17 protein-coding genes and 1 pseudogene are annotated in these 15,954 nt (G+C 45.0%); 10 read left to right on the top strand and 8 right to left on the bottom strand.

Annotation, left to right across the window (positions count from 1 at the left end):
- Positions 1 to 111: 111 nt before the first annotated feature.
- Genes ACGCCZ_RS03620 through ACGCCZ_RS03610 form a run of 3 tightly spaced genes read left to right on the top strand, consistent with a single transcriptional unit; the run spans position 112 to position 1,406 of the window.
- On the top strand, positions 112 to 552 hold the full coding sequence (locus ACGCCZ_RS03620) for a hypothetical protein (protein WP_411655348.1): 441 nt from the start codon (positions 112 to 114) through the stop codon (positions 550 to 552).
- On the top strand, positions 443 to 736 hold the full coding sequence (locus ACGCCZ_RS03615; protein WP_411655304.1) for a family 10 glycosylhydrolase: 294 nt from the start codon (positions 443 to 445) through the stop codon (positions 734 to 736). The genes ACGCCZ_RS03620 and ACGCCZ_RS03615 overlap by 110 nt, the downstream gene beginning before the upstream one ends.
- Positions 678 to 1,406 carry a glycoside hydrolase family 10 protein gene (locus ACGCCZ_RS03610; RefSeq protein WP_411655303.1) on the top strand — a complete coding sequence of 243 codons (729 nt, stop codon included), beginning with the start codon at positions 678 to 680 and terminating at the stop codon, positions 1,404 to 1,406. The genes ACGCCZ_RS03615 and ACGCCZ_RS03610 overlap by 59 nt, the downstream gene beginning before the upstream one ends.
- Here the strand turns inward: ACGCCZ_RS03610 and mtaB are convergent.
- Entirely contained in the window at positions 1,403 to 2,701 is a 1,299-nt protein-coding gene (mtaB, locus tag ACGCCZ_RS03605; RefSeq protein ID WP_054323654.1) for a tRNA (N(6)-L-threonylcarbamoyladenosine(37)-C(2))-methylthiotransferase MtaB, read from the bottom strand. The two genes, ACGCCZ_RS03610 and mtaB, sit on opposite strands and share 4 nt — an antisense overlap.
- A gap of 97 nt (positions 2,702 to 2,798) precedes the next feature.
- Here mtaB and ACGCCZ_RS03600 point away from each other — a divergent pair, with 97 nt between their 5' ends.
- Positions 2,799 to 3,038 (top strand): HPr family phosphocarrier protein, encoded by a 240-nt coding sequence (locus tag ACGCCZ_RS03600; protein ID WP_054323653.1) that lies wholly within the window; start codon positions 2,799 to 2,801, stop codon positions 3,036 to 3,038.
- A gap of 52 nt (positions 3,039 to 3,090) precedes the next feature.
- Here the strand turns inward: ACGCCZ_RS03600 and ACGCCZ_RS03595 are convergent, their stop codons facing one another.
- Both ACGCCZ_RS03595 and ACGCCZ_RS03590 read right to left on the bottom strand, forming a co-directional pair.
- Positions 3,091 to 4,983: an ABC-F family ATP-binding cassette domain-containing protein gene (locus ACGCCZ_RS03595; RefSeq protein WP_085531932.1), complete on the bottom strand. Its 1,893-nt coding sequence runs from the start codon at positions 4,981 to 4,983 to the stop codon at positions 3,091 to 3,093.
- A 95-nt stretch (positions 4,984 to 5,078) separates the two neighbouring features.
- Positions 5,079 to 5,516, bottom strand: coding sequence for a hypothetical protein (locus ACGCCZ_RS03590; protein WP_054323652.1), 438 nt, complete (start codon positions 5,514 to 5,516; stop codon positions 5,079 to 5,081).
- 259 nt (positions 5,517 to 5,775) lie between these two features.
- Here ACGCCZ_RS03590 and ACGCCZ_RS03585 point away from each other — a divergent pair, with 259 nt between their 5' ends.
- Together ACGCCZ_RS03585 and nrdR are read left to right on the top strand one after the other, a co-directional pair.
- Entirely contained in the window at positions 5,776 to 6,558 is a 783-nt protein-coding gene (locus ACGCCZ_RS03585; RefSeq protein WP_152918319.1) for a sugar phosphate isomerase/epimerase family protein, read from the top strand.
- 104 nt (positions 6,559 to 6,662) lie between these two features.
- Positions 6,663 to 7,127: a transcriptional regulator NrdR gene (nrdR, locus tag ACGCCZ_RS03580; protein ID WP_054323650.1), complete on the top strand. Its 465-nt coding sequence runs from the start codon at positions 6,663 to 6,665 to the stop codon at positions 7,125 to 7,127.
- A gap of 372 nt (positions 7,128 to 7,499) precedes the next feature.
- Here the strand turns inward: nrdR and ACGCCZ_RS03575 are convergent, their stop codons facing one another.
- The 4 genes and pseudogenes from ACGCCZ_RS03575 to ACGCCZ_RS03560 form a co-directional block, all read right to left on the bottom strand.
- Entirely contained in the window at positions 7,500 to 7,706 is a 207-nt protein-coding gene (locus ACGCCZ_RS03575) for a helix-turn-helix domain-containing protein (RefSeq protein WP_054323649.1), read from the bottom strand.
- Positions 7,707 to 8,143: 437 nt separating this feature from the next.
- Positions 8,144 to 8,260, bottom strand: a pseudogene (locus ACGCCZ_RS03570) (ABC transporter permease); the annotation flags it as partial.
- Between the two features lie 411 nt (positions 8,261 to 8,671).
- Positions 8,672 to 9,052: a DUF4363 family protein gene (locus ACGCCZ_RS03565; protein ID WP_054323647.1), complete on the bottom strand. Its 381-nt coding sequence runs from the start codon at positions 9,050 to 9,052 to the stop codon at positions 8,672 to 8,674.
- Complete coding sequence (locus ACGCCZ_RS03560; RefSeq protein WP_411655302.1) at positions 9,049 to 9,789, bottom strand: DUF421 domain-containing protein; 741 nt, start codon at positions 9,787 to 9,789, stop codon at positions 9,049 to 9,051. The genes ACGCCZ_RS03565 and ACGCCZ_RS03560 overlap by 4 nt, the downstream gene beginning before the upstream one ends.
- 87 nt (positions 9,790 to 9,876) lie before the next feature.
- Here ACGCCZ_RS03560 and ACGCCZ_RS03555 point away from each other — a divergent pair, with 87 nt between their 5' ends.
- The 4 genes from ACGCCZ_RS03555 (at position 9,877) to mtnN (ending at position 14,446) form a co-directional block, all read left to right on the top strand.
- Positions 9,877 to 11,352, top strand: a complete 1,476-nt coding sequence (locus ACGCCZ_RS03555; RefSeq protein ID WP_411655301.1) for a spore germination protein — start codon at positions 9,877 to 9,879, stop codon at positions 11,350 to 11,352.
- Positions 11,349 to 12,467 carry a GerAB/ArcD/ProY family transporter gene (locus tag ACGCCZ_RS03550; RefSeq protein WP_054323644.1) on the top strand — a complete coding sequence of 373 codons (1,119 nt, stop codon included), beginning with the start codon at positions 11,349 to 11,351 and terminating at the stop codon, positions 12,465 to 12,467. The genes ACGCCZ_RS03555 and ACGCCZ_RS03550 overlap by 4 nt, the downstream gene beginning before the upstream one ends.
- Positions 12,464 to 13,600, top strand: coding sequence for a Ger(x)C family spore germination protein (locus tag ACGCCZ_RS03545; protein ID WP_085531940.1), 1,137 nt, complete (start codon positions 12,464 to 12,466; stop codon positions 13,598 to 13,600). The genes ACGCCZ_RS03550 and ACGCCZ_RS03545 overlap by 4 nt, the downstream gene beginning before the upstream one ends.
- Positions 13,601 to 13,753: 153 nt before the next feature.
- Positions 13,754 to 14,446, top strand: a complete 693-nt coding sequence (gene mtnN / locus ACGCCZ_RS03540) for a 5'-methylthioadenosine/S-adenosylhomocysteine nucleosidase (RefSeq protein WP_411655300.1) — start codon at positions 13,754 to 13,756, stop codon at positions 14,444 to 14,446.
- 209 nt (positions 14,447 to 14,655) lie between these two features.
- Here mtnN and ACGCCZ_RS03535 read toward each other — a convergent pair whose 3' ends face one another.
- Complete coding sequence (locus ACGCCZ_RS03535) at positions 14,656 to 15,948, bottom strand: 2-hydroxyacyl-CoA dehydratase (RefSeq protein WP_085531944.1); 1,293 nt, start codon at positions 15,946 to 15,948, stop codon at positions 14,656 to 14,658.
- Between the last annotated feature and the right edge of the window lie 6 nt (positions 15,949 to 15,954).

The raw sequence follows: 15,954 nt of genomic DNA, 5'->3' as shown, positions 1-15,954 counted from the left end.
AGACCCCTTTCGGATGCGCCTCTGATTTTTATTCCTGCCTTTAATGATGAGGACTACACAATCCGGCAAGTTGTGCATCCGAACCTTTAAAAGAGAAAGGATGAACAATCGATGGTAATCAAGCTCTTTCACCGCCATAGCCTACTGGTGTGCATTGGACTTTTGGCAGGGGTTGTAGCTCTTTGCATGGCGGTCAACTTTTTTGGCAAAAAGGAGGATGTTCCAGCACAATCCCCTATGGGGCAATCAAGTCATGTTTCAGACCTTCAAGAGACTTCCTCTTCATCAGAAATCCCAGTAGAGCCCGCCTCAAAAGATGAAATGCGTGCAGTATGGGTTCCTTATATGAGCTTGGATATGAGCAAAGAGGTGGACAAAAGCGCCCAAGCCTTTCAAAAAAAATTTGATGCCATTGTAGAAGAAGCAAAACAGTGTGGAATGAATGCACTGGTTGTCCATGTGCGTCCATTTGGAGACGCCTTGTATCCATCGCAATATTATCCATGGTCACATATTGTCAGGCGGCACCCAGGGGAGGGACCCCGGTTATGATCCATTGGAATACATGGTGGAAGCTACACACAAGGCCGAGATGGAATTCCACGCGTGGCTCAACCCGATGCGTATTCAGTCCGGCGGAGACACTCCTTCGACGTTAGCTGAGAACAACAACTACAATGTTTGGCAAGGGGATTCCAGTAAAGCAGGCTGGACAGTTCAAACGGCATCGGGGTAAATATTACAACCCTGCTTATCCAGAAGTCCGAAAACTGGTGGCAGATGGTGCAAAGGAGATTGTAGAACATTACGATGTCGATGGCATTCAGTTTGATGACTACTTCTATCCCTCAGAGGACCCAGCATTTGATGAAGCAGCGTATAATGCTTATGTGGAATCCGTCTCCACTGGCGGAAAACCCCTGTCTCTGTTGGAATGGCGTCGGGCAAATGTGAATGCAATGGTATCCCTTACATATAGTGAAATCAAGGGAGTAAATCCGGACGTACAGTTTGGAATCTCACCGCAGGCCAATGTTTCAAATGATCTGAAAATGGGCGCGGACGTAGAAGCCTGGTGTTCGGTGCGCGGGTATGTGGATTATATCTGTCCGCAACTTTATGTCAATTTTGAGAATCCCGTACTTCCGTACGATGTAGCCGCAGAGCAATGGCGCGAGATGACAACCGCTTCCAATGTAAAATTGTATTTTGGATTGGCAGTGTATAAAGCTGGTTCAGATGCGGACGAAGGGACATGGAAAAAAGCGGACAATATCCTGGCACAGCAGGTTTCTCTAGGGCGCCAAGTGGAGTGCGATGGATTTATGTTCTATAGCTGGGAATATTTGAATCACGATCAGACCAAAGAAGAGGTTGAAAATGTCATGAAACAATTCGCCGGTTAAATCCCCTCAGTAAGCTTTCCATAACAACAGTCCCGATCGGCTTCGGTCAACCGGACGGGGAGAATTTGGCCTCGAAGATCTTTTGCGCTGGAAACCCTGACTGGAGTATAGTTGGCGGTGTAACCATCGTAGACGTTCACAGCGGTCTCCTGTTCGAAAAGCACGGGTGCGATGCATCCCAACTGCTTCTCGAAAAAGGCTTCTTTCGTTTGCTGGGTGACAGCAATCATTTGCCGGCTGCGTTCTTCCTTAACTCGTTGCGTGATTTGATGGGGCGCATCGTTGGCCCTTGTGCCGGGACGCCGCGAGTAGGCGAATACATGCGCCTTTGCAAAACCGATTTCCCTTGCAAAGGCCAGGGACTGGGAAAATTCTTCCTCCGTTTCCCCGGGAAAACCAACCATAATGTCCGTTGTAATGGAACAATCGGGAAAAGCTGTTCGCAAATTTTGCACGATCGTTCGATATTCCGCTGTGGTGTAGTGGCGATTCATGCGTCGAAGGGTGGCATCACAGCCGCTTTGTAGGGAGAGATGAAACTGTGGGCAAAGTTTTTTCTGTTTGGCCAGGCGGGCGATTACGTCCGCACTGAGTTGCTCCGGTTCAAGGGAACCAAGGCGTACCCGTGCAATTCCATCCGGCCCGCATGCAGTTTCTACAGCATCGCAGAGATGCAATCCCAATTCCTGTCCGTAAGCGGAAAGATTGATGCCGGTTAAAACAATCTCCCGGTATCCGTTGGCAGCGATTTGGGCAACCTCTTCACGCAGTTCTTCCAAGGGTTTGGAACGTACTCGGCCACGAGCATAAGGAATAATACAATAGGAGCAAAAACGATTGCATCCGTCTTCGATTTTAATAAATGCACGGGTACGTTCAAAGAAATGCTCGACCTGCATTTTTTCAAAGGTTGCGGTGTTTTCATGCGGAACAATATCCACAATGCGCTGACGCGAAGAGAGATATTGTAGAATATCTGGAACCAGTGCATGGCGGTTGGAATTCCCAAGAACAACGTCCGCATCGGTCAGTTGCGCAGCTAGCTCTGGAAAAGCCTGCGGCATACAGCCAGTCAGTACGATCACTGCGTTGGGATTTCCGCGCCGAGTGCGGTGTAGCGTTTGGCGAACCTTGTGATCGCTCGTCGAAGTGACTGTACAAGAGTTGATGAGCACAACATCGCTTTCTACTGTGCTGTCGCATGCAGTAAAGCCAGCGCTGGCCAGCTGCTCCAACATAGCCTGCGATTCATATTGATTTACTTTACATCCCAGGGTGATGACGCTTACTTTCATTTTATCGCTCCTAAAAATTTACAAATTTTGTATTGACCGATCGGTATGTGTGCGATATGATGGAAAAATAGAGAATAAAAGAATGGAGGTTTTTGCAATGAAGCAGATACAAGTGATGCTGACCAGCATCGAAGAAGTCAAGAATTTTGTTTCCCTAACCAACAAATACCCGTTTCCTATCCAGATGACAACGGAAAAATATAAGATTGATGCAAAGTCCATTATGGGAGTGTTCAGTCTGGATCTTTCCAAACCGATCAACATTGTCGTGGAAAGCGATGCGCCGGAGGCACAGGACTTCTTGACACAGGCGGCACAGTTCCAGGCGCATTCTTAAAGGATATTGAAAAGCTCAGCCAACCGGCTGAGCTTTTTCTTATAAGGGAGCTCTATTCCCCCAATTTCTCACTCAAGGTACTCCATTCGAGAAATAGCTCATCATTTTTCACGCGCAATTCTTCCAATTTTTGCGCAAGCTCAATGGTAGCCTGATAATCGCTTGCTACTTCTGGATTCTCAAGTTCTGCCTCTGTGTTTGCAATGGCCTGTTCGGTTTCCTCAATCTGTGTTTCCAGGCGGCGCAAAGCCGCACGATCTTTGCGAATAGCAGCCTCCCGCTCTTTGCGAAGTTTATACGCGTTTACTTTCGGAGCGGCTTTTTGGGTTTCCTGAACGGCAGTAGCCTTGGCTTTTTCCAGATAACTGTCATAGTTTCCGATGTATTCCTTCACACCTGTTTCGTCTAAGAAATAGACGCGATCTGCTATTTTATTGATGAGATAACGGTCGTGCGATACAATCAACAATGTGCCCTCGTAACTTTGCAAAGCGGTTTCAAGCGCTTCACAGGAACCGATGTCCAAATGGTTGGTCGGTTCGTCAAGAAGCAAAAAGTTATCGCGCGAGAGCATCAAACGAAGCAATAACACACGCGCACGTTCGCCGCCGGAGAGCGAGGCAACACTTTTGAATACATCTTCTCCTCTAAAGAGAAAGACTGCCAAAGCGTTTCGGATTTCTGTCTGCGTCATCTGAGGATAGCTATCCCATATTTCATCCAATACGTTCTTTTCGGGATGAAGGCCTTCCTGAATCTGGTCGTAATATCCCGTCTCGATTCCTGCGCCAAAGCGAACTTCTCCCTTTGTAGGGTGATTTATCCCCAAAAGGGTCTTGAAAAGGGAGGTTTTTCCGCAACCATTGGGGCCGATTAAAAAAACCCGTTCTCCGCGGCGAATATGCATATTGACGTCTTGGAAGAGCTTTTTCTCTCCAAAAGAAAGGGACAAATTTTCCACCGAAAGCACATCATTGCCGCCACGCTGCCGGATTCCAAAATCAAAGTGGATGGATTCGACTTCTTCATCTGGACGCTCCAATGTACTTTCCAGTCGTTCGATCATCTTCAATTTGCTTTCTGCTGTCTTGATATTCTTTTCCCGGTTCCACTGCCGCTGTTGTGCGACAATCCCTTCCAAACGGTGAATCTCGCGCGTTGTATTCTCATATTTGCGCTGGACCGCGAGGTTGTCCTCTTCCTTTTGGCGGAGATAATTGGTATAGTTCCCCTTATAGAGGGTTAGTTTGTGATTTTCCATCTCGAAGGTACGGTTTGTAATGCGGTCCAGAAAATATCGATCATGTGAGATAACGATAAATGCGCCTGAATAGGCGCGAAGAAAATCTTCCAGCCATTCCACGGATGGAATGTCCAGATGGTTGGTTGGCTCATCCAGAAGTAGGAGGTTGGCGCCACAGAGCAACATTTTAGCCAACTGCAATTTTGCTTTTTGGCCGCCACTCAGCACACCGATCGGCATTCCCATTTGCTCATCGTCAAAACCAAGGCCCAAAAGAGTAGAACGTGCCCGTGCCCGGCAGGTGAGCCCTCCCTGGCGGACAAATTGGTCGTTGAGGAGCGCTTGCCGGTCAATCAGTTCGTCGGAAGGATGTGCTTGCAATGCATGATTGATTTCTTCCAGTTCCTTTTCCATTGCCAGAAGGCTGGAAAAAACCGTGAGAACCTCACTATATGCACTGCGTTCCAAATCGCGACAGACATGCTGCTCCATATAGCCCAACACGGTGGCGTTTGCCTGATAGATTTCGCCACGATCCGCGTCAATCTCCCCAGTTAGAATCTTAAACAGCGTTGTCTTTCCTGAACCATTGACGCCCACCAAACCGACACGGTCATTTTCCTGGATTTCAAAGGAGGCATTTTGAAATACTAAATCGGTTCCATAGGATTTATTCAAATTGCTTGCACTCAGCAAAGCCATGAAAATTCTCCTTTTGCAGGCCAGGTGGCCTGGCCATAAAAATAGGGAACGCCAATGGGCGTTCCCTACCATTATAAAGAATTCAAAGCGTGAAATCAAGATAGATGCTGCTTTAATACTTCAATCGATTTCTGCTGTCCACGAATAAATTCTTCTGCAAGTTTTTTTGCGCCGGCATCGGCTTCATCGAGCTGATTGAGTTTTTTGGTCATATCTACAATTCCCATAGTTGTCCCATTGATCATCATTTCAGCAATATGAGTTGGAGAGGAATCCATAAGCGTATTCATTTGAACGGAACCCCAGAGCATCGCTTTTTTCATGGCGGATTCGGGGTCCGGGGTTTCTCCGGCCTCTGCCAGCATACGTTCTGTTTTGACCGCAAGGCCTTTGTAAGTCTGACGCTGCCGTTCAATCTCTTCGCGAAGGCCTTCGTCCTTTACTTTGGGAGTGACCAGATTGGCCGCCTCGATCCCCATATGAGAAGCCTGATATAACTCTTTTAAAAGTTGAACATTTTGATTTTGTACCATCGTTTTATGCCGCCTTTCTTTTTTTCATTAGTATGTGCGGACTTCTATACGATTAACCTGGCTTTTTTGAAGGACGAATGGTATAATAAACATCGCAGTGTAAGCATAGGCTGACAAAATATGAACGGGTATTTTTAGTTGACCAATCCTTTAAGGAATCAAAATTAGATGAAAAATTACTTTATATTTTCGAAGGATACAGTAGTTTCTTGTAAAGTATGGCTCATAGTTAGCAGTAGGAAGATGAGGTGTATCAATCATGCGAATGGGAATTTCCACGGCCTGTTTATATCCGTTGGAATTGGAACGTTCCTTTCAGACATTGCTTTCAATGGATTTCCGGTTGTTTGAAGTGTTTTTAAATACCTTTTCAGAGTTTACGCCAAATTATCTGCGTGAATTGCGAACAATGGCAGATGTTTATGGGGCAGAGATCAAGTCGGTACATCCGTTTACATCTGGTTATGAAGGCTTTTTGTTATTTTCCGAATATGAACGGCGTTTTCAGGATAGTTTGGAGTTTTATAAGCATTATTTTGAAGCAGCAAACCACTTGGGGGCATCCATCGTTGTGCTACATGGCCAGCGGGACTATGCCAGCGCCAACATTTCGGAATCGACCTATTTTGAGCGATATGCAGCCCTTTTCGAACTGGGGCAGAGCTATGGTATCACAGTAGCGCAGGAGAATGTCAATAAATTCCGCAGTGAGTCGCCAGGATTTATCCGCCGGATGCGCGACTATCTTGGAGAGGAATGTGCCTTTGTCATCGATTTGAAACAGGCTGTGCGGGCAGGGCAAGACCCTTTCACGATGTGTGAAGCCATGGGAGAACGGATCATCCATGTGCACATCAACGACAACGCACCCGGCTATGACTGTTTGCTTCCCGGACGGGGGACGGTTGATTTCCAGCGGTTTCGCAATCTATTGCTGGAGTTTCATTACCAAGGCGATCTGATTATCGAGGTTTATCGGAAAAACTTTTCAAACCTTACAGAGTTACAGGAAGCGAGAGAGATTGTCCAACAGCTGACATGAAGGAAAAATACACCATATTCATATAAAACGGCTTGCATTTTTTCTTACAAATATGCTACAATTTGATAAAACCATACAAAATTTGTTGTGGAGGGGTTATAGCTGTGAAATGTCCGTATTGTGGTTATGATGAAAGTAAAGTGATCGATTCTCGCCCTACGGACGAAGGAGAACGCATTCGGCGGCGTAGGGAATGCTTAAAATGTGGCAAACGTTTTACGACCTATGAGGTGATTGAAACGGTTCCCATCATTGTGATTAAAAAGGATAAATCCCGTGAAAGTTTTGACCGCAATAAATTGTTGAATGGTCTTCTACGTGCTTGTGAGAAACGACCGGTTTCCATCGATACTTTGGAACGGCTGGTGGATGAGATCGAGGGGAGTTTACAAAATTCATTGGATCGAGAGGTTCCATCCAGCTTGATTGGAAAATATGCGATGGAAAAGCTAAAAAATATTGATGAAGTAGCTTATGTACGCTTTGCTTCTGTGTACCGGGAATTTAAAGATATTGCAACATTCAAGGAAGAACTGGATCGCATGTTAAAAGCGCGTAGAGCACCATGAAAAATCAAAAAGGATGGCGCTTTTCGGTAGCTACTCATGACAAGTATCAACAAACGGATAAAAGGGTAGCAGCCATACAGAGTGCAAAGAAAGACGGGTAAGAAGTAATTGCTTTTTGCCTGCCTTTTCTTTCCTGTTACGCAATAGAAGCCGATTTTTAAGGGCAGACAAAAAACTTACTCTGTTATTTTAACGTTCTGAATCCCCCATAAATCAAAGGAAAATCAATCTCTACTGCGTAACAATCCCATAATAAATTGAGGGCGAAAGCAGTTTACTGATTTCGTCCTCTTGACATCCCAAAAGCAAAGACACAAAAGCTGTCAAGGGTATGAGTTTACCCTTGATAGCTTTTTCTGTTTTTGCTACCTCCTATCGGTTGAAGCGAAACTTCAATAAGGTTTCAACCGGTTTAACCTTTAACCTGTTCTGTATATCATCGTTGATATGATGCCCTTGATAGGTTGACAGATATTTGATACGTTTGGCATAGCGCTGCAATACTGCGTCTACCTCTTCCCCTTCTCCGTCAAGGGCTTTTTCGATTACCTCAAAGGGTATCAGCTTCTTATTCCTCATGCTCGGTTTTCTCCTATTCCTTTCTTAGCCATTTTGATACCACCAACTTCTAGTAATTTGCTGTGCTTCTGTTGTGCCCATGCATGTTCCCAACTTTTTCGTCCGTATAGCCAAGAAAAAAGTAGGACAATGTGTCTTTGCACCGGAAATCTGCATAATGTGTTTGCTAATCTTCTGCTTACCGTCATAACTTCTTGTCCTTGCACGACAAAGGCGGTCAGTTTATCGCACGATTAAAGTAGTTGTCTGTTGTAAAAGGTTTAAAAGGTGTTTCAGACATTAGATAATCAAAAGATACTTCCTGCTTCTGCTTCCGTCCAAAATCCCGATATGCGCTAAATGCCGCTTTGCAGAGAACGACTTTACAAAAGGCGGGAAACATATTCTCGATCGCTCCTTATATTCTGCGGAATGGTTCATTTTCGCCTTTTCTTCTCAGTAGGGAGGTAAGGGAATGTTGCCCCCGAAAAAATAAACATAGGGAAATACACAATACAGGCAATTCCACTTGCATTTTTTGTGTTTTTAGCAATTCCCCAAACGAATAGACCGATTTTTTAACATCATAAAGAAAATTGTTGTTGGGAAAAGGGCTTCCTGCGATTCGATATTTTGAGGAGCCATCTTGCGCGAAGTATGTTGAAGCCCACCCGTCAGAACCCATCTTGAACAAATGATATGCAAAGATACAAGCAAGAAAATCCGCGCTGTGATAAAGGCAAAAGGGGAACTGGGGGAACACCTCTGCACCAATTCGTCCTAGGTCGTAAATTTTTGTAGTGTTTTTCATGGTTTTCTCAATTCCAGTTTTGATGCTGTTTATAAGTGAAATCAATGCATAAATATATAAAAATAGAATGCATTATCGGTGATATTTATAAATATCAGAAAAAAGACTGTCTTGCTGATAAATATACAGCAGGACAGTCCTTTTTAGGATAGGATGAAAAAGAAAGGAGGAAAAACTACAAAATATTCTCTAAAATAGGCATTTCGGCCTCTCTCAAGCTGGCAATTTGTGCGGCAGTACGAGCACACTCGGAACTGAACGCATCCACGGCTCCATGTTGTAACAGTGGGGATAAAGATGCAAGGGATAGATCGATTTCTTCTAAACGTGTGTGCTGAATATATGTGGACAGAATCCGATGGAATTTCTTCCAATGGGTTTGTGCTTCATTACTCAACTCTTGCGCGCGGACAAGATTGCCTTCCTCTGCGGCGGTATAAGCTTCCTGTAACGTGTGATTCAATTCATCCGATAGGCTCATGGTTGTGCTCAATCCCCAGGTACAGAGGGCAAGCAGAATCACTAATATAATTGCTGCGGCCCAGAGCCGTCTCATGATACCGCCTCCTTTTCTTTCGGAATGATATTGTAATCTCCTTTTGTGTTGGCTGTCATGATGAACACATCTTCCAGCTTGATATTCTTGGCGTGAAGAATACCAAGAATCCATTCGGAACTTTTATTACAGAGTTTGGTCGCAAATTCAGAGATAACTCCATCGCTGATCACTACGGTTTCAATCCCCGTATTTGGGAGGGCGACTCCCATCATGCCGGCGGTTGGAGTCTCCTTGTCCGGCTTTTTGATTACACTAAGCTTGCCGTTCGTTTCGATGATGGCATAAGCAACATCCTCCAAGCTGAAAACACTTTTTTGACGAAGCTGCTCGCCTAAATCTTCCGTAGACATACGCAGGCGTTTCATCTCTGATTGAATCAACCGTCCATCGCTAATAACAACAATCGGCCTTCCACAGACCAAGCGACGGAATTTTGGAATCTTAAGCATGAGAACAGAGACGGCAATTTCACACATCACCAACACTGCAATGGGGATAAAACCACTCACCAATGGTTGTCCGGTATCCTGCATAGGAATTGCCGCAATGTCGGAGATCAGGAGGGTTACCACCAGCTCGCTGGTCTGTAGTTCACTGATCTGGCGTTTGCCCATAAGCCTCACTGCTATAATAATCACTATGTATAGCAGCAGGGTACGAATAAGAGAAATAATCATTGCAATGCCACCATTCTCTCGAAGTTTTGTTTCCATATTCAGTATGGACTGATTCAAACGATTTATGCGAAGCATTTGGCCAAAGGATTCTCATGCATAAATAGAAGCAAGTTTGGCAAAGTTAACCGTGATGAGGTGATTGCGATGATGACAGCTTCTCTAAAAGAAAACTTATCCTATTTTAATCAGCAGTTTGATGGAAGCGCTGACTTTATTGTGCGCCAATTTCAAATCACCGGAACAGATGCGGCTCTTCTTACCTTGGAAGGGATGGTTAATAAGCAGGTGATTGTACAAGGAATCATGAATCCAATCATGCATGCAACCATACTGGACCAAGACCCGGTCAAAAAATTTGAGTACATTCGTGACAATACATTGGCGACAGTGGATCAGGCAGAGGTGGACACATACGACGCTGCGATGCAGAAATTGATGAATGGTTTCGCTCTGCTTGCAATCGACGGATGTATCCGTATGATGGCTTTTAGTGTACAGGGTTTTTCCTTCCGAGGGATCTCCGAACCACAGAACGAAGTGACGCAACGTGGATCACGGGAGGGATTTGTAGAACCGTTTTTGATCAATATGTCCATGATCCGCAGGAGAATGCACACCCCAAAACTCAAATTTGAGATATTTACGGTGGGAAAAGAAAGCAAAACCAATATCTGTCTGTGCTATCTGCGGGATTCAGTGTCTCCAGGAGTTCTTAGCAAGGTACGAAAGCGATTAAACGATCTACAGATCGATACGGTGTTGGCTGCGGGGTATATTTCTCCACAGCTGGTACGGCGAAACAGCCATTTTATTTTCAGCGGAGTCGGACTGTCGGAGCGGCCGGACACAGTATGCGGAAAGATCAATGAGGGCCGAGTGGCGGTTATTATCGATGGAACTCCCAATGTTCTAATCGTTCCACATCTGTTCATCGAAAATTTTCAGAGCTTTGATGACTATGCGTTCCGTCCTTTTTACGCCACATTTACTCGTTGGCTAAAGTTTTTTTCATTCTTTTTGGCGGTATTTTTACCGGGATTTTATGTTTCCGCAACAACGTTCCACCCAGAATTGCTTCCAGAAGCGTTGATGCTCAAGATCGCGCAGTCCGAAGCAACAACCCCTTTCCCTGTGATGTTGGAAGCGATTGTAATCCATTTTCTCTATGAGATTATGCGTGAAGCTGGTTTACGTGTACCGCAACCGCTCAGCAATGCAGTAAGTATTGTTGGCGCACTGGTCATCGGGGAAACGGCGGTGACCTCCGGCCTAGTAGGGGCTCCTACCTTGATGGTGATTGCATTGACGGCTACAGCATCCTACGTAACGCCCAACCTCTACGGACCGGTTACGATTATGCGTTTCATATTCATTATAGTAGGCGGTACCCTGGGCTTCTGGGGATTGGCGTTGTGTCTGATGGTATTGTTGGTCAACATTTGTGCGGAGATGGTCTATCGGATTCCATACAGCGCTCCGATCTCACCTTTCCATCTTCGCAGTATGCGCGACGTCCTTATCCGCGCAAGCTGGCGTGTTCTTGCCAGGGATGTTGAAATGGTACAAAACATGCCCGGTTCCGAAATTAAAAATTCAGATCAAAAAGGGAAGCAACTATGACGCAGAAACGATATTGTATCAGTGCAGGACAGCTCTTTGCCATCTTATTTGTCAATCGAAGTGTAATTATGCTTACGCATAACACTTTGTTAGGTGGTGGAGAGAATATGATGGATAATATTCTTTCCGCCCTGTTGGCGTTAGGACTGAATTTTGTCCTGATTCTTCCGCTTTATTTTTTGCATCGCCGGAATCCACAGGAAAACATTTTGGACAGCGGAGAACGGCTGGTAGGAAAGCCGGGATTAATTCTGCTGGCCGTATTTTACGGGCTATACTTCATGGCGATCGACAGCTATTATCTCTCCTTTTTCCAGATTTTTTTAAACAATATCATGGAACCGCTGATGCCGGTTTGGTTAATCGCCTTGACGTTTATCGCAGTAGTGTGCTATGCGGCATATCAAGGGATTGAAGCCGTAGCGCGCACCGCGGGTTTTGCATTGGCAATTATCGTTATCGGGATGGTATGGATCGGCGTGGCCTTACTGCCCAAAATTCAGATGATTAACTATGATCCCTTTCTATATAATGGCCCTAAGCAGACGATCGTTGGAACAACACTCTTTCTGGCACGCAGCACAGGATTTACCACGATGGCCCTGTTGCTTCCGCGGGTGAATGGAAAGAAAAAATTAAAGTTTTGCATTTGGAATGTTAGCATCTATGGTTTGATGATTTTCCTACTGTTGGGAATGATTGGCGTAGGGGGAAGTTACCTGAAGAACCAGTTGTTCCCGGTCTATACAGCCGCCTCTCTGGCGGATGCAGGTGTATTAGAGCGTCTGGATGTGGTATTTATCACTATCTGGGTTGCAGGGCTTTTTATCCAGATGTCTACAGATGCCTATCTGTTTATGGCATGCTTGCGAAAAGTAGCCAATAAGAAAGTTAGCCGGATTGCTTTGCCTATAGCTGCTTCACTGGTAGCAATTCTTTCAATAACTGTGACACGATCGTTGCCGTTACAAAAAATCTTTTATGGGGTTCCTCTTCTGTTTACAATCACGGTTACAGCAGCGGTTGGGATACCATTGGTTCTATTACTGATTGATTTGGTACGGAAAAAGAAAAGAATTCCTGCAAAAACGCAGGAAGGGGAGGGAGAAGCGTGAAAAAGTCCATTATACGGACAGCGGTGGTGGTTCTCATGCTGACATCGTTCCTCTTCCTACAGGGATGTAGTTATCAAGTACAATTAAGTCAACGTTCACTGATACAGGGAATCGGTATTGACTATGAATCTGGGACGTACCGGGCAACCGTCCAAGTAACACAGGTAAGCAATCAGGAAGAGAATGTGGTAACCATTATAAAGGGCGAGGGAGATTCCGCAATGGATGCACTCAATGCGGTTACGCTGTTTAATGGGAAAAAACCGCTGTATAGTCACAGTTTGATTCTAGTGTTGGGACGCAGCTGTGCAGAAGAAGGGCTCAGCCATGTGATGGACTTTTTTATCCGTTATCCGGAGTCCCATCCTACGGTCAATATTTTAATGGCAGACCATCTTGCAGAAGAAATCCTCAGTACCAAACAAGAGGATGGCAAGTACATGCAGGCTCGTGATATTGCGGAACTTGCCAAGGGCGGGAGGTACAATGGGGAGACTGTTCAGACAGAGACTTTGGATGTCATCAATCAGCTGCGTGGCGAAGGGTCTTCTCCCTATCTTCCCATTGTCCGGCAAGAAGGCGAGGCGGTGGTTTCCAGTGGTACAGCAGTGTTTTCCGGAGATCAGCTGGTTGCAGATTTAGATGAGCGGGAAACCAGAGGCCTGTTGTTGTTAAATGGAAGATTGCGCAATGGGACTGCAGTGGTCGAGTCACCGGAGATTGGACGGGTTACATTGGAGCTGGAAGAAGCAAAGACCCAAATTACGCCCCAAGTTGCAGGAGAAACTCTGCATTTTCTGATTGAGGTAAAAGGTGGCGCGACCATTGGCGCAGCAGATATGCCGAGTGGCAGGTCGTTGGATAATAAAATGTATGAAGAGGTAGGAGAACTCCTGGAAGAGCAGCTCAAGCAGAACTGCGAAGAGGTCATTGCTGCATGCATACAGGAAAATCACAGCGATATCTTCAATTTTGGCCGTCGTGTGTATCAAACGTATCCAAGCTATTGGAAACAACATGGGACAAATTGGAATGAAGAAATGGCTGAAGCAGGTTATGAAGTGCATGTAGAAATTCAACTACGGCGTGGTGGACAAGAGATTACCGGACTACAGAGTGATGTGAATATGTAAAGGGGACAAAGATTGTTGGGTACTTTCAAAATCCTTTTACCTTCATTGTCTCCGAAAAGATTTCGTCGATTTTACTGATTTGTATCTGTTGAAATACGTCAAATTGAATTGTATAATAAACCTAACACATTTCAATTTGTGAGGGTAGTAGTCGTGAAAGTTGGAATCGTATGTGCTGGAGATGTAGAGCTTGAGCCATTCTTGCCAATATTAAACGTTTGTAAAGTGACTGAAAGGGCCATGCTGAGGTTCTATGAAGGACAGGTAGAAGGAATCAAAGTTGTTGCTTTGTTTTCGGGGGTATGTAAGGTAAATGCCGCCATAGCGTCACAAATTTTAATAGACCTATTCGGTGTAAATATGATTATTAATTCTGGGACAGCGGGCGGAATGGATCCTAAACTTGAAATATTTGATACAGTGATTTCTACGGAAGTTTGCTACCATGATGTTGCCGCCGACATTTTGACGGAATTTCATCCTGGGATGAAGTCGATTTTTTTTCAAGCAGATCGTGAACTGATAGAACTAACTAAAGTTGCCGTCAAAAAATTACGACAAGAAGGACATGTGTTTTGGGGACGGATGGTTACAGGGGAATCCTTTATAACCGATGAGGGAAGGCAAAAAATCAATAGTGAATTCACCCCTTTAACGGTGGACATGGAAACTGCAAGTATTGCTCATGTGTGTTACGTGAACAGCATACCGTTTATTTCAATCAGATGTGTTACGGACACAGCTGCATATAGTGGAATTGACAATTTTGAAGAAAACTGTGCCAAAGCCTCAATGATTGCAAAAGATATTACTGTGGCTTTATTAAATGAACTTGGTAGTAAGTAAAACCAGGGAGATAGTCATGGGAATTTTGGTTTTGTCCCTTCTTGCTCGGTTCGGTGAAGAACTCTTAAAATAGGCATTGGTGTGTATGGAAGCTGAAAAGAGCGTCCATTAGAGTATCAGGATTTTGAAAGTAGTAAGGGATTAACAGCAAAAAGCAGCAAACGAAACTCGTTTGCTGCTTTTTATCTTTTTGCTTGAATAAAAGGATACTATTTAACCATCTTTTGCCCCTGTTGGGCTGCTAATTTTTCGCGGGCCACCGCAAGCATCAACTTAATGCGGTTTTCTTGGTTGACACGGGTGGCACTGGGATCATAATCAATCGGAACAATGTTGGAATTTGGAGCCACTTCGCGAAGACGATGGATCATCCCTTTCCCACAGATATGGTTGGGCAGACACCCAAACGGCTGTGCACAAACGATGTTTTCATATCCAGCTTCTGAAAGCTCCAACATTTCTGCCGTGAGCAGCCAGCCCTCGCCCATTTTATCTCCGTAGCCAATTATACCCTTAACAAGGCTTTTGATATGCTCATAAGAGGCAGGAGCGTAAAACTTTGGCTCTGTCTTGACGGCGCGAATTAGTGCGTCCTGCATCTTAGTAGCGTATTCCATCAGAAGGTTGACCACAGCGTACTTTGCTTTACTACCGCCATAGAGTTTGATGTCCTCCAAACGATTGTCCACTTTAAACTGAACGAAGGACATCAAGCCAGGGACATTGACCTCACACCCCTGTTCTGCTAGAAAATCCTCCAGATGGTTGTTGGCAAATGCAGCATATTTGACGTAGATCTCTCCGACAATCCCCACCTTGATCTTTGGAGTTTTTTTGATCGGAATGGAGGCAAAATCTTTTACAATGCGCAGAAGGTTCGCCTCTTCTTTTTTCAATCCCATACCTTCGCTTTGCCGGAACTGTTTACAAAGTTCTGCCGTCCACTTTTGCACCATACGTTTGCTGGCGCCAGGTTCAACTTCATAGGGCTTTACTTGGTTGTCCAGAAGCATCAGCGCGTCGCCATAGATGACAGCAGCGACCATCTTTCGGATCATCGGGAGCGTAATGGAAAAGCCTGGATTATGTTCCAAACCGGATAGGTTCAGGGAGATAACCGGAACCTGATCGAACCCAGCCTTGTGCAAGGCTTTGCGCAACAGATGGATGTAATTGCTGGCGCGGCAGCCGCCGCCAGTCTGAGTGATGATAAGTGCTGTGCGGTCCAGATCGTATTTTCCACTTTTAAGCGCATCAATGAACTGTCCAATGACCAATAGAGCGGGATAGCAGGTATCATTATGCACATACTTGAGCCCTTCTTGTACGATGTTGGGACCGCTGGTGGTCAGTAGTTCTGCTTTATAGCCATAGCTCCGAAATACGTCCACAAACAATTCAAAATGAATGGGCAACATCATCGGGCACAGAATGGTGTATTCCTTTTTCATCTCCTTCGTAAATAGGAGACGACCATTTTTATCGAATTTTAATTCTGCCATTGTATT

It is taken from the genome of Anaeromassilibacillus sp. SJQ-1 (genome assembly GCF_046693725.1).
GTDB lineage: Bacteria > Bacillota > Clostridia > Oscillospirales > Acutalibacteraceae > Anaeromassilibacillus.
Note: the sequence above shows the minus strand (reverse complement) of the source record. Positions and strands in the feature narration are given on the sequence as shown.

Bases quoted from the DNA above. Each gene is read 5' to 3' on its own strand.
- ACGCCZ_RS03620 (WP_411655348.1), top strand. From the start codon at position 112: ATGGTAATCAAGCTCTTTCACCGCCATAGCCTACTGGTGTGCATTGGA.
- ACGCCZ_RS03590 (WP_054323652.1), bottom strand. From the start codon at position 5,516: ATGGTACAAAATCAAAATGTTCAACTTTTAAAAGAGTTATATCAGGCT.
- ACGCCZ_RS03555 (WP_411655301.1), top strand. From the start codon at position 9,877: ATGATGACAGCTTCTCTAAAAGAAAACTTATCCTATTTTAATCAGCAG.
- ACGCCZ_RS03595 (WP_085531932.1), bottom strand. From the start codon at position 4,983: ATGGCTTTGCTGAGTGCAAGCAATTTGAATAAATCCTATGGAACCGAT.
- ACGCCZ_RS03600 (WP_054323653.1), top strand. From the start codon at position 2,799: ATGAAGCAGATACAAGTGATGCTGACCAGCATCGAAGAAGTCAAGAAT.
- ACGCCZ_RS03565 (WP_054323647.1), bottom strand. From the start codon at position 9,052: ATGAGACGGCTCTGGGCCGCAGCAATTATATTAGTGATTCTGCTTGCC.
- ACGCCZ_RS03535 (WP_085531944.1), bottom strand. From the start codon at position 15,948: ATGGCAGAATTAAAATTCGATAAAAATGGTCGTCTCCTATTTACGAAG.
- ACGCCZ_RS03575 (WP_054323649.1), bottom strand. From the start codon at position 7,706: ATGAGGAATAAGAAGCTGATACCCTTTGAGGTAATCGAAAAAGCCCTT.
- ACGCCZ_RS03550 (WP_054323644.1), top strand. From the start codon at position 11,349: ATGACGCAGAAACGATATTGTATCAGTGCAGGACAGCTCTTTGCCATC.
- ACGCCZ_RS03610 (WP_411655303.1), top strand. From the start codon at position 678: ATGTTTGGCAAGGGGATTCCAGTAAAGCAGGCTGGACAGTTCAAACGG.
- mtaB (WP_054323654.1), bottom strand. From the start codon at position 2,701: ATGAAAGTAAGCGTCATCACCCTGGGATGTAAAGTAAATCAATATGAA.
- ACGCCZ_RS03615 (WP_411655304.1), top strand. From the start codon at position 443: ATGCACTGGTTGTCCATGTGCGTCCATTTGGAGACGCCTTGTATCCAT.
- ACGCCZ_RS03585 (WP_152918319.1), top strand. From the start codon at position 5,776: ATGCGAATGGGAATTTCCACGGCCTGTTTATATCCGTTGGAATTGGAA.